The organism is Streptomyces albicerus, from assembly GCF_008905045.1.
Lineage (GTDB): Bacteria > Actinomycetota > Actinomycetes > Streptomycetales > Streptomycetaceae > Streptomyces > Streptomyces albicerus.
In genome coordinates this window covers 153,309-165,609 of sequence record NZ_VWMY01000008.1, presented here as the reverse complement: position 1 = coordinate 165,609, position 12,301 = coordinate 153,309, and the positions used below count along the sequence as shown (strand labels likewise).

Below are 12,301 nucleotides of genomic sequence, written 5' to 3'. Positions count from 1 at the left end.
AGGGAGATCGCGTCATGAGTGGACGGCTGCGGAACAGGACGGCGTTGGTCGCAGGATCACGCCGGGCGGTACGGCGTTCACCCGCACGCCCGTCCGGCCGAACTCCGCGGCCCACGCCCGCGTGAGCGTCTCCATGGCTCCCTTGGTGGCGGCCGCGATTGTTCCCGAAACTTTCGCATATGGGGCAATACCTTGACGCGGATTTCTGCGTGGCCGCAAGATCAGCCCGCCCTTACGCCGCATTTGTACGAAGGGTGGGTGCTCTGCCTGCACCACCGGCAGCCGGTCGCGCGCGGCGGCTTCAGCGCCGGGATCTCCACCTCCAAGCAACAGATGGCCACCCGCCCCCGTTCCGTCAAGGAGTCACCATGAGCTCGTCGTTGTCCCGGCGAACCACCCTCCAGGCCGTCGGCGCCCTCGCTGCCGCCGGCTTGGCCAACAGTGTCGCGAACACTTCGCAGGCCGCTGCCGCCACGGCGGGGGAGACGGGCGCCACTGGCGACATCGTTGTCACGCACCCGCCTCTTCCGCAGGTGCCGGTCAACAACTCCTTCACCGTCAAGGTCCGGTCGTCCGGCGGCAGTTGGCAGAGACTCGGCGTCTACCTGGCCAAGCTTCCGCTGATCGATCCCACCACCGGCAGCAACAAGGCCCAGAACTCCTCCTGGGCCGCCTTCGACTTCTCCGGCACCGTCGAGGTCGAGGTCACCTACAACCAGGGCGGCTTCGAGAAGGCCCGCATCCGCCCGGACTCGTACGGCATCAAGCCCGAGGTGCTCGGCAGCACCGTGCGCTTCACCCTGGACCGGCCCCGCAACGTCGTCGTCCAGCTCGACGACAAGATCTTCGACTGCCTGCACCTGTTCGCGAACCCGCTCGAGGAGAACCCGCCCGCCGAGGGCGACAAGAACGTCATGTACTTCGGGCCCGGTCTGCACACCCCCACCAACGGGGAGCTGAAGGTGCCCAGCAACACCACCGTGTACCTGGCTCCGGGCGCGGTCCTCAACTCGTTCGTGCTGTTCGAGGGGGTGGAGAACTCCCGGCTGATCGGCCGCGGCGTGATCTACAACTCCAAGTGGGGCGCAATGCTCATCCGCAAGTGCGAGAACGTCACGATCGACGGCATCACGATCCTCAACCCCCGCTACGAGAACATCCGGGTCGCCGAGTCCAAGAACCTCACCATCAAGAACCTGCGCGCCTTCAGTCACCAGGGCTGGGGCGACGGCATCCAGCTCTACTGCTCCGAGAACGTCACGGTCGACGGCTGCTTCCTGCGCACGTCCGACGACTGCATCGCCCTTTACACCCATCGCTGGGACTTCTACGGCGACACCCGCAACATCACCGTCAAGAACTGCTCCCTCTGGGCCGACGTCGCCCACCCGATCAACATCGGCGTGCACGGCAACTCCGACACCCCGGAGATGCTGGAGAACCTGAACTTCGAGAACATCGACATCCTCGACCACCGCGAGCCGCAGGTGACCTACCAGGGCGCCATCGCCTTCATGGTCGGCGACAGCAACCTTGTCCGGGACGTCAGGTTCGAAAACATCCGCGTGGAGGACTTCCGCTGGGGCCAGCTCATCCACATGCGGGTCGAGTACAACCCGAAGTACAACACCTCGGCCGGCCGCGGCATCGAGTCCGTCTACATCAAGGACCTCAGTTACAACGGCAAGAACGCCGACCTCTCGATGATCGCCGGCCTCGACGCCGAGCACGCCATCAAGGACGTCACCTTCGAGAACCTCCGCGTCAACGGCAAGCTGATCGCCGACAGCACGGGCAAGCCGAGGTGGTACCTGGCCTCGGACGGCGTGCCCATGTTCGTCAACGAGCACGTGCAGAACCTCCGCTTCCTCACCACCGAGGAGGCCGCGGCCCTGTAACAGCCGAAACAGCCGACGATCGGCCCCGGTGTCCTCTGGGGGATGCCGGGGCCGGCCGCACGCCCGCGGGACGTCACACACAGGGAACACGAGATGGGGAATCCCGGCGCCGGGCCTGGGGCTCGGTGCCGGGATCTGGTTCCCGCTCTCGGTCGCCTACGCGACCGCAACGTGCCTAGAAGGCCTTGTTGTCGCAACCCATGCTCGAGCCCAGGTGGGTGTCCTGGCCACCCGAGTTGCCCTCGCCGTTGAGTCCGTTGCCCAGCAGGCCGTTGAGCAGCCCGACCTGGCCGAGGACGTCGACGTTCAGGTCATGCGACTTGCATTCGGAACTCTGCAGGACGCTGTGGTGACCGCCGCCCTTGCCGCCGCCGCCGTCGCCGCCGTTGGCGCTGGCGGTGCCGGCGCCAAGGAGTCCGACGCTGCCGATGGCGGCGACCAGGACGGCAGCCTTGCGAAGCTTGTGCATGTCATCTCCGGTGAGTGAGGTGGGTGTGATCTACGAAAGATCGATTTCAAACCATTACGGGGAGATTAGTGCGAAATACGACAGAAAGTCCGGTGTGGCGCGCCGGACCTCGTGATCTCGTAGCGAGAGAGCAGCCTGACGCCGCATCGCATACGAGCGGGCCTTTCGGACGCGGTCCTCGAAGAGCCTTTGCTGGGCGTCGACGCCCTGCCGTCCGGCGGCCCACAGGACCTGGCGAGGGTCACTCGGCGACGGCGGACCGGTGGCGCTCGGCCCAGTCCACCAGGCCGGTCAGCGAGCTGTAGAGCTCCCGGGCCATGGGTGTGACTCCGTGACGTAAATGTGCCTCCTTCCGCTGAGCGGCAACGTTACGGAGGATGACCGCTGTAACAAGTCGTGAACCAAGGGGGAAGACATGGCCGTTCGCGCTCTCGTCGTCGATCCGTCCGCATCCGCCGCCGTACGCCTCGCCGAGGCTCCCGATCCGGTGGCGGGGCCGACTCAGGTCCTGGTGGACGTCACCCACGCCTCGTTGAACTACGGCGATCTCAACGACGCCCGCTCCGGCCGCGTCCCGCCAGGGGCAGTGCTCGGTTCGGACGCCGCCGGAGTGGTGACTGAGGCCGCCGCCGACGGAACCGGCCCGGCGGTGGGCACCCGGATCGTGGCCCTGACGGCGGGGGCGTTCGCCGAGCGCGTCGCGATCGACGTGAACGCACTCGCCGAGGTGCCGAAACCCCTGGACCTGGCGCAGGCGGTGGCGCTGCCGGTGGCCGGAGTGGCCGCGCTGCGCTCGCTGCGCGCAGCCGGGCTCGGGCCGGACAAGAGGGTGCTGGTCACCGGCGCCTCCGGCGGGGTCGGCCGGTTCGCCGTCCAGTTGGCGGCGCGCGCCGGAGCCCACGTGATCGCATCCGTGGGCTCGGCGGTTCGCGGGGAGGGGCTGGCCGAGCTAGGTGCTGACGAGGTGCTGATCGGTCTGGACGGACTTGACCGCTCGATCGACGTGGTCATCGACAGCGTCGGCGGCCCTCAGTTGGTCGCTGCATGGAACCTGCTCGCCCCTGGCGGCAGCGTGCAGAGCGTCGGCTGGACCTCCGGGGAGCCGGCCGTCTTCCCTCCGTACGCGACGGTCGGCCCTGCCAAGTCACTGACTTCCTTTGTCATCGAGGGCAACGCCGGCGCGGACTTGGCCACCCTCACCGAACTGGCCGCGGAGGGGGCCCTCACCGTCGAGATCGGCTGGCACGACTCCTGGGAACGCTTCGCCGAAGCGGCCGAGGCGCTTCGTGGACGTCGGGTTTCCGGAAAGGCGGTCTTGGAGGTGTCACGCAGCGAGCGGCGCATGTCGACACGTCGCCCGCAGGACTAGAACGTGCCTTCCAGGTCGCCCAAGGGGCGTGCGCCTTCGTCGATGGCGAGGGGAAACGCGAGCGTCGCTCACGGCGGTTGGCTTCGCCGGCCTCTGATGGCCCCGACAGATATCTGGTCTTGGCGCCTGCCTAATCCGCTTTTCCTACGCCCGCGCGTGGATGATGATCGGTCCGCAGTCTCCGCATCCGGCCACAGGGAGGCAACCGATGGAGCTCGTGCCCCACAACCCGACCGAAGGCGTCTACGCCGCCACGGACGACTACGTGCACGCCATGGAGGTGCGAGGCGCCGGACGGCTGCTGTTCGTCGCCGGCACCATGGGGCTCGACCCGGCCGGGAAACCCGGAACCGGCCTGGAGGAGCAGCTCGAACTGATCTGGTTGAACATTCGCGCCATCCTCGCCTCAGCCGACATGACCGTCGACAACATCGTGCGCCTGACCAGCTATCTGCGAGACCCCGCCTACGCCGAGGCCAACGCCGCCGCCCGAACGGCCGCACTCGGGGGCAGGCGCGTCCCGACATCCGCGATCGTCGCCGCCACGCTGGACAGCAACTGGCTCGTCGAAATTGAGGTCATCGCCGCAGGGTGACACCTCGCACGCTCGGTCAGGGATCAGCCCCAAGCGGTGAGGTGTTGCTGAAACTCACCAGCATTTCTGCGGCCGAGTGCCCTCAGGCGATCCCAGAACTCACCGTCACGCGCTGCTGCTTCCCACCGACATTGCCAAGGAGGCACTCGCCACCGCCGGCAAGTTGCCGAACTCGTCCTGATGCCGTCCCGCTTGTCGGCGGCCTTGGTCTCGTCGACGAGCGAGACGAAAGCACTTCTCAGCGCAGCGCGCTCTTCTGCTGCCACTCGGTCCACGAGAGGTTCCACGCGCCGAAGCCGTTCCCGGGTGCGACCACGCCCTTGGTGTCCTTGCCGGTGATCTCGAACGGGTCGCCCGGCCGCACCTGCCCGTAGAACCAGGCCGCGTTCGCGTCGCTCATTCCTATGCATCCGGAACTGTGGTTGGTGTTGCCGAAGTAGCGGGCGTTCCACGGGGCGGCGTGCGCGTACATGCCCGACCAGGTCAGCCGCATCGAGTGGTCGACCATCCTGTTGTAGGCGTCGCGCAGGCCCACCGTCTCGGAGTTCATGTTGATCGTGCCCTCCTTGGCCATGAGCACGGCGGTTCCGCGCCAGGAGCGCTTGTCACCGCCGGGTGTGCCGCCGGAGACCGGTATGCGCCGGACTGTCTCGCCGTCGCGTACCAGGGTGAGTTGATGGCTGTCGAGGTCGACCTTGACGATCTGCCGGGCGCCGATGGTGAAGGCGGTCGTGTAGTCGCGTACGAACCAGCCGCCGGCCGCGCCCGAGTCGGTGCCGTTCAAGTCGGCGTTCAGCGTGACCTTGGTTCCGGGCTTCCAGTACGTCCTGGGCCGCCAGTCCACCCGGTCCCGGCCCGACCAGTCGCGTATCCAGCCCCAGGAGCCCTCGGTGCCGTTCGAGGTGGTGATCTTGAGCTGTTTCTCGACCTCGGCCCGGTTCCTGACCGGTTGGTCGAAGACCAGGGAGATCGGCTGGGCGATGCCGACGGTGCTGCCGGCGCCCGGTCGCCAGTCGACCTTGTTGACCTTGTCCGCCGGAGCCGTGGTGAAGGCGGCCTTGGTGCTCTTGGCGGTTCCGCTCTCGGTCCGGGTCGCCGCCGTCACCGCGTACGCCGCGCCGGGTACGGCCTTGCGGTCGGAGACCCACGACCGGCCGTCGGCGGCGACCTTGCCGGCGAGGCTGTGGCCCTCGGCGTCGGTGACGGTCACCGAGGTGAGCCTGCCGCCCGCGGCCGTGACCCGCACGGGCTCGCCCGCCGGGACCCGTTCTCCCATGGGCGTGACGGTGACCGTGACAGGGCGGTCGACGGCATTCGGCGGCACCTTGGTGTCCGGGGCGCCGGAGGAGGCGCCGGGGGAGGAGTTCGACGAGCAGGCGGCGAGCGGCGCCAGCAGGGCGGTCATGGCGACGGCCACGACGGCGGCCCGGACGCGGGTATGGGCGAGTACGCGTGTGCGCGGCAACAGGACCTCCGGGAAGGGCGAGAACGAGGTGGGTGAGTCGGCGATGTCGTGACTGTAGAGCCGGAAAACCCGAGGTCAGCCGCTATGGAGCTATGTGACGGCGACTGGTGAGGAACGGTCATCGTCCGGTCACATTCGCCGCGCGGAGCGGTCATGGACCGCTGTGAGCCTCCTGTGTGTCCCCGCGACGGACCGGGGAGAAGGAGAGGCTCGGACTGTGTCAGCGCTGCTCGTTCCGCCCAGCCGCGTGTGCCAAGCACGGAAGCAGGGCGTGGCCCTGCGAACCATCACAGCGGAGACATACCGCGCCTTCCTCGCAACCCCCGACGGCGCCGCGCTCGGTGCCGGATTCCTGCAGTGCCCGTCCTGGGCCGACGTCAAGGAGCGCTGGCGCGCCCAACTGCTCGGCTGGGGGCCGGATCCGGAGGCAGGCGCACTGACGGGCGTGGCCCTGGTGCTGCTGCGGCAACTCCCCGGCACCCGCAAGTACTTCGCCTACCTTCCCGAAGGGCCCGTCGCCGACTGGAACGACCCCGACGTCGACGGCTGGCTCGGTCCGCTGCTCGAACACCTGCGCCGCGCGGGCGCCTTCGCCGTGCGCATCGGCCCGTCGCCCGCCTACCGGCGCTGGGACGCCGCCCTGCTCAAGCCGCTCACCGGCCCGGGCCGACGCCTGGGCGACGTCCTCGCCAGTGAGGTCGACCCGCTCGGCACCGCCGTCGCCGAGCGGCTGCGGGCCCGGGGCTGGCGCCGCTGCGGTGGTGACGGGACCGGAGAGAACGGGGGCGGCGACGGGGACGCCCAGCCCCGGCACGTCTTCCACGTACCGCTCGCCGGACGCACCACGGAGGACCTGTGGTCAGGGCTCAACCAGGAGTGGCGCCGCAACGTGCGCCGAGCCCGGAAGGAGGGCGTGGAGGTGGTGGTGGGCAGTGCGGCGGAACTCCCCGAGTTCTACCGGCTGCTCGGCATCACCGAGCGACGCGACGGTTTCCGGCTCGGCCGCTCGCTCGCCTACTACGAGCGTCAGTACGCGGTGCTCAACGCCGAGGAACCGGGCCGGATGAAGCTGTACCTCGCCCGTCACCGAGGAGAGATCCTGGCCGCCCACACGATGATCACGGTGGGCCGCCGGACCTGGTACCAGACCGGCGCCTCGGCCGACCACCGTCGCGAGGTCCGGCCCTCCAACGCCCTGCAGTGGCGGATGTTGTTGGACGCCCACGCCCTCGGCGCCGACGTCTACGACATGCGCGGGGTACCCTCCACTCTCGATCCTGAGGAACGTGCGTACGGACTGCTGCGGTGGAAGCTCGGCACCGGAGGACAGGTCGTCGAGACGTTGGGGGAATGGGAGAGGCCATTGGGCGGCAGCGCCAACCACGCGCTCTACCGCGCCTTCCAGGCGTACCTGAACCGCCGATGAAGCAGACGCCGCCGACCATGCCGGCCAGCACGCCGCCGCCGATACCGGCTGGCACGGACAGCGCGGCCGGCGCGGAAGCGACGAAGGCGGCCTCCACGGCACGCAGCAGTGCCGTCATGGCCGCCGGATCCATCGTCTCCCGGGCCACCGGTTTCGCCCGGTCCGCCGTGGTCGCGGCAGCGCTCGGCACCATCGGGCCGATCGCCGACGGCTACGCGGTCGGCAACGCCCTGCCCACCATCGTCTACATGCTGCTCCTCGGCGGCGCGCTGAACGCCGTCTTCGTGCCCGAGCTGGTCAAGGCCGCCAAGGAGCACGACGACGGGGGCGCCGCGTACACCGACCGGCTCGTCACCGTCTGCGTCGTCGCCCTGCTGGCGATCACCGCGACCGCGGTATGGGCGGCTCCCGCGATCATCGACGCGTACACCGACTACACCGGCCCGCAGGCGGCCATGACCACCGCGTTCGCCCGCTACTGCCTGCCCCAGATCTTCTTCCTCGGACTGTTCACGCTGCTCGGGCAAGTACTCAACGCACGCGGCCGGTTCGGCGCGATGATGTGGGCGCCGGTCCTGAACAACGTCGTCGTCATCACCGTCTTCGGCCTGTACCTGGCCCTGGCCATGGGCGGCGGGGACACCCGCACCGCGGGGAACACGCTCACCGCGACCGAGACCGCCGTACTCGGCTGGGGCACGACCGCCGGTATCGCCGTCCAGGCACTCGCCCTCGTCCCCGCGCTGCGCGCGGCCCGCTTCCGCTGGCGGCCCCGCTTCGACTGGCGCGGCAGCGGACTGACCCGCCCCCTGCGCTCGGGCGGCTGGCTGGTGCTGCTGGTCCTGGCCAACCAGGCCGCCTACTGGGTCACCACCCGGCTGGCCACGACCGCGGGCCTCGGCGGCGGCCCCGGATACGGCGCGTACAACAACGCCTATGCCCTGTGGGTCGTACCGCACGGCATCATCACGGTCTCCGTGGTGACCGCGCTGATGCCCCGGATGAGCGCGGCCGCCGCCGACGGGGACACCGCCGCCGTGCGGCGCGACGTCTCCCACGCCCTGCGCGTCTGCGCCTCCGCCGTCGTACCCGCCGCCTGCGCGCTGTTCGCCCTCGCCCAGCCGGTGATGGCCCTCGTCTTCGGATACGGCAGGACCAGCGCCGACGACACGGCCGCCATGGCCGGGATCCTGATGGCCTTCGCGCCGGGACTCGTCGCCCTGTCGGGCCAGTACGTCCTGTCCCGCGCCTTCTACGCGCTCTCCGACACCCGTACGCCGTTCCTGCTGAACCTCGTGATCGTCGCTCTCAACGCGGGGCTGTCCCTGGCCGCCGCACACCTGCTGCCGGCTCGCTGGGCCGTGACGGGCATGGCGGCGGCGTACTCCCTGGCGCTGTGCGCGGGCTGGGCGGTGACCGGCCTGGTGCTGAGCCGCCGGCTCGCCGTCGCACGCCCCCTGCGATCGTCCGCCGTCGGCGCGCACGCGCGGCTGCTGCTCGCCGCCGTCCCCGCCACCGCGCTGGGTCACTTCGCGGCCCTGGGAACCGCACCGGCGGGGGCGGTGGTCTCCATGGTTGCCGGCGCGACCGCCGTCATCCTCACCTTCGCCCTGCTCGCCCGTCCGCTGCGCCTCGCCGAACTCGACGCGCTGCTCTCGGGCGTACGCCGGAGACGGACCCGGACCTGACCACCACCGAGGGAGAACCGCCGATGCCCCGCGTGCTCCTCATCGAGGACGACCCTTCCGTACGCGAGGGGGTCGAACTCGGTCTGCGCCGCCGCGGCCACGAGATACGGGCAGCCGCGACCGGCGAGGCCGGTCTTGCCGCGCTGGCCGAATTCCGCCCCGATCTACTGCTGTTGGACCTGATGCTGCCCGGAATGAACGGCGTACAGGTCTGCCGGCGGGTCCGCGAGCACAGTCAGCTGCCGATCATCGTGCTCACCGCGCGCGGCGACGACTTCGACGTGGTCATCGGCCTGGAAGCCGGTGCCGACGACTACATCGTCAAGCCCGCCCGCACCGAGGTGATCGAGGCCCGGATCCGTGCCGTACTGCGCCGCATGGACGACAGCGGCCCGGGCCGCCCGGCCATCGAGGTCTACGGTGAACTCACCATCGACCGGGCCGGACTGACCGTCACCAAAGCCGGCCGGCCGCTCGCGCTCGCTCCCTCGGAGCTCAAGCTCCTGCTGCACCTCGCCGCCGCCCCTGAGCAGGTGTTCAGCAGGCAGCAACTGCTGGAGCACGTATGGGAGCACAGCTTCCACGCCGACGCCCGACTGGTCGACGCTTGCGTCGCACGTCTGCGCGGCAAGATCGAGGACGAGGCCGGCAACCCCCGCTACGTCCAGACACTGCGGGGCTTCGGCTACCGCTTCGGGCCACTGTGATCACCAGCCCCCGCCCCGGCCGCTCGCGGATCAGAGCGTTCGGGCTGCGTACGCGGCTGATGCTCGCCTTCCTGCTGGTCGCCGCCGTCAGCGCCGGCACGACGGCCGCGCTGACCTACCGTGAGGCCCGCACCGCGCTGCTGGAGACCGCCCAGGACACGGCAGTCACGTCGTTCCGTGACCACGTCCAGACGACGGGCTTCGCCCTGCCCGTACAGGAGGAAGGCATGGAGGAAGTCCTGCGGGACATCGCCCGCAAGGGCAAGCCCCATCCCTGGGTGGTGTTCGCCGAGTACGGTTCGGTCCGCGCCTCCTCGGGCGAGAACCCCGTCTCCACCGTCATCACACCCGAACTGCGCCGCGCCGCGCGGGCCGACCCCCACGGCAGCTTCGAGCGGGTCGTCAAGGACGGCGTTCCCTATCTGACCATCGCCATGCCCATGGTCTTCAAGGCGAGCCCGGACAGCGTGCTGCCCAGCGGCCTCGTCCTCTATGCCGTCATGCGGATGACCGACGAGCAGGTCAACGTCGACGCCCTCCTCATGGCCGCCCGGGACGGCGCCCTGCCCGGCCTCGCCGTCGCGCTGATACCCGGCCTGATCGCCGCGCGCAGCGTGCTGCGCCCGGTGCGGGAACTGCGCCGGGCGGCCCGGAGCATGGGCAGCGGCAGACTCGACACCCGGATTCCGGTGCGCGGCAGCGACGAACTGGCGGACCTGGCGCGCACCTTCAACGAGTCGACGGGCCAACTGGAGCGGTCCGTACGTGAACTGCGCGAGGCCGAGGAACGGGCCCGCCGCTTCGCCTCCGACGTCTCGCACGAACTGCGCACCCCCCTCGCCGGAATGCTCGCCGTCACCGAGGTCCTCGACGAGGACGCGGACGGCCTGGACGCCGACACCGCCCGGGCGGTCCGACTGGTCAGCGCGGAGACCGGAAAGCTCGCCGTGCTCGTCGAGGACCTGATGGAGATCTCCCGCTTCGACGCCCGCGCGGCCGAGCTGAACGCCGACGAGGTCGACGTGGCCGAGGCCATCCGCAAAACCCTCCACAACCGGCACTGGACCGACGACCGGGTCCGCACCGAACTCCCCGACGGCATCCGGGCCCGGCTCGACCCGCGCCGCTTCGACATCGTGATCGCCAACCTCGTCGGCAACGCCCTGCGGCACGGCGGCGCGCCCGTAACGGTGAGCCTGCGCACGGAGACACGCTCCCCGTCCCCGGCCGTGCTGATCACCGAGGTCATGGACAGCGGCCCCGGCATCCGCCCCGAATCGCTCCCGCACATCTTCGACCGCTTCTACAAGGCCGACGCGGCCCGCACCCGCTCGGCGGGCAGCGGCCTGGGACTGGCGATCACCCTGGAGAACGTGAAGCTGCACGGCGGAACGATCCGCGCCGGGAACCTGCCCGGGGGCGGTGCCGTCTTCACCGTCGGGATACCGCTCCACGCGGAGGAGGCCGGCGGATGAGACGAGCGCGAACGCGCCGTCGTCTCCTGGCTGCCGCCATCGCCGCGGCGGCCGTGCCGCTGCTCGCCGGCTGCGGTATCCAGGAGACCGACGTCATCGAGGCGGGCGGCCCGGCCAGCTTCCAGGCCTTCCTCAACCGCGACTACGACATGCTGCTCTTCTTCCGTTCCCCCGACGGAGGGCTGAGCCCCGTGATCCGGACGACCGAGCCCTCGGCCGGGCTCGGCGACGGATACGACGAGTCGTCGGGCTCCGGAGACGAGAACCCCGGCGACACGGAGGGACCGGTGCCGACGGAGAAGGTCGTCCTGGCGTTGCTCGGCGGTCCGGGGAAGGAAGACCGGGCCGCCGGCCTGGCCACCTCCCTCCCCGCCGCCCGCCCCGGCGGGACCGTCGAGGTCGAGCGCTCCTCGGGCGACAGGGTCACGACCCGTCTGCCCCTTGCCCTGGAGGGACTGGACAGCACCGCTCTACGTCAGCTGACCTGCACGATCGCCTACAGCCAGGACGCCGACGGCCAGGTCGTCGTGGAACTGACGGGACAGGACGGGGTATCGAGGTCCGGCACCTGCGGACTCGCCCCCGGCGGCACCGGGAACGTACAGGCGGCGGACTGAGATCCGGGCACGGACCACGCCGGGCACGACCGGCTGAGAACGCGTCAGGCAGGGCCATGTTCACGGCGCCGTGCAGGAGATGGGGAATCCCGGCGCCGGGCCTGGGGCTCGGTGCCGGGATCTGGTTCCGTTCCTGCTTGCGGTCGCCTACGCGACCGCAACGTGCCTAGAAGGCCTTGTTGTCGCAACCCATGCTCGAGCCCAGGTGGGTGTCCTGGCTACCCGCCTTGCCCTCGCCGTTGAGTCCGTTGCCCAGCAGGCCGTTGAGCAGTCCGACCTGGCCGAGGATGTCGATGTTCAGGTCGTGCGACTTGCAGTTGGAGCTCTGCAGGACGTTGTGCTGACCGCCGCCCTTGCCGCCGTGACCGTCGTCGCCACCACCCTGGGCGTTGGCGGTGCCGGCGCCAAGGAGTCCGACGCTGCCGATGGCGGCGACCAGGACGGCAGCCTTGCGAAGTTTGTGCATGTCATCTCCGGTGAGTGAGGTGGGTGTGATCTGCGAAAGATCGACTTCAAACCACTACGGGAGATTAGTCCGAAATATTAAAGAAGGTCCGGTATGGCGCGCCGGACCTCGTGATCTCGTAGCGAG

11 protein-coding genes and 1 pseudogene are annotated in these 12,301 nt (G+C 69.8%); 8 read left to right on the top strand and 4 right to left on the bottom strand.

What is annotated here, in order from left to right:
- Positions 1-39 precede the first annotated feature (39 nt).
- A pseudogene (locus GAS53_RS09095) lies at positions 40-150 on the bottom strand (SDR family oxidoreductase); the annotation flags it as partial.
- Between the two features lie 218 nt (positions 151-368).
- Here GAS53_RS09095 and GAS53_RS09090 point away from each other — a divergent pair.
- Positions 369-1,898: a glycosyl hydrolase family 28 protein gene (locus GAS53_RS09090; RefSeq protein WP_151476935.1), complete on the top strand. Its 1,530-nt coding sequence runs from the start codon at positions 369-371 to the stop codon at positions 1,896-1,898.
- Positions 1,899-2,073: 175 nt separating this feature from the next.
- On the opposite strand, the gene GAS53_RS09085 is transcribed toward GAS53_RS09090, so the two are convergent.
- Entirely contained in the window at positions 2,074-2,367 is a 294-nt protein-coding gene (locus GAS53_RS09085) for a hypothetical protein (protein ID WP_151476934.1), read from the bottom strand.
- 415 nt (positions 2,368-2,782) lie between these two features.
- On the opposite strand from GAS53_RS09085, the gene GAS53_RS09075 reads away from it, so the two are divergent.
- Together GAS53_RS09075 and GAS53_RS09070 are read left to right on the top strand one after the other, a co-directional pair.
- Positions 2,783-3,736 (top strand): zinc-binding dehydrogenase, encoded by a 954-nt coding sequence (locus GAS53_RS09075; protein WP_192583030.1) that lies wholly within the window; start codon positions 2,783-2,785, stop codon positions 3,734-3,736.
- A gap of 208 nt (positions 3,737-3,944) precedes the next feature.
- Positions 3,945-4,331 (top strand): RidA family protein, encoded by a 387-nt coding sequence (locus tag GAS53_RS09070; protein ID WP_151476933.1) that lies wholly within the window; start codon positions 3,945-3,947, stop codon positions 4,329-4,331.
- A 238-nt stretch (positions 4,332-4,569) separates the two neighbouring features.
- Here GAS53_RS09070 and GAS53_RS09065 read toward each other — a convergent pair whose 3' ends face one another.
- Positions 4,570-5,736 carry a L,D-transpeptidase gene (locus tag GAS53_RS09065; protein ID WP_151476994.1) on the bottom strand — a complete coding sequence of 389 codons (1,167 nt, stop codon included), beginning with the start codon at positions 5,734-5,736 and terminating at the stop codon, positions 4,570-4,572.
- Between the two features lie 277 nt (positions 5,737-6,013).
- Between GAS53_RS09065 and GAS53_RS09060 the strand changes: the two genes are divergently transcribed.
- The 5 genes from GAS53_RS09060 to GAS53_RS09040 are packed head-to-tail and all read left to right on the top strand — an operon-like array spanning position 6,014 to position 11,709.
- On the top strand, positions 6,014-7,222 hold the full coding sequence (locus tag GAS53_RS09060) for a lipid II:glycine glycyltransferase FemX (RefSeq protein ID WP_151476932.1): 1,209 nt from the start codon (positions 6,014-6,016) through the stop codon (positions 7,220-7,222).
- A 17-nt stretch (positions 7,223-7,239) separates the two neighbouring features.
- A complete protein-coding gene (murJ, locus tag GAS53_RS09055; protein ID WP_225858821.1) occupies positions 7,240-8,910 on the top strand; it encodes a murein biosynthesis integral membrane protein MurJ in 1,671 nt (556 codons plus the stop codon).
- 23 nt (positions 8,911-8,933) lie between these two features.
- Positions 8,934-9,617 carry a response regulator transcription factor gene (locus tag GAS53_RS09050; RefSeq protein WP_151476930.1) on the top strand — a complete coding sequence of 228 codons (684 nt, stop codon included), beginning with the start codon at positions 8,934-8,936 and terminating at the stop codon, positions 9,615-9,617.
- Positions 9,618-9,676: 59 nt separating this feature from the next.
- Positions 9,677-11,092 (top strand): sensor histidine kinase, encoded by a 1,416-nt coding sequence (locus GAS53_RS09045; protein ID WP_225858830.1) that lies wholly within the window; start codon positions 9,677-9,679, stop codon positions 11,090-11,092.
- Complete coding sequence (locus GAS53_RS09040; protein WP_151476929.1) at positions 11,089-11,709, top strand: hypothetical protein; 621 nt, start codon at positions 11,089-11,091, stop codon at positions 11,707-11,709. The genes GAS53_RS09045 and GAS53_RS09040 overlap by 4 nt, the downstream gene beginning before the upstream one ends.
- 166 nt (positions 11,710-11,875) lie before the next feature.
- Here GAS53_RS09040 and GAS53_RS09035 read toward each other — a convergent pair whose 3' ends face one another.
- Complete coding sequence (locus GAS53_RS09035) at positions 11,876-12,175, bottom strand: hypothetical protein (RefSeq protein WP_151476928.1); 300 nt, start codon at positions 12,173-12,175, stop codon at positions 11,876-11,878.
- Positions 12,176-12,301 lie beyond the last annotated feature (126 nt).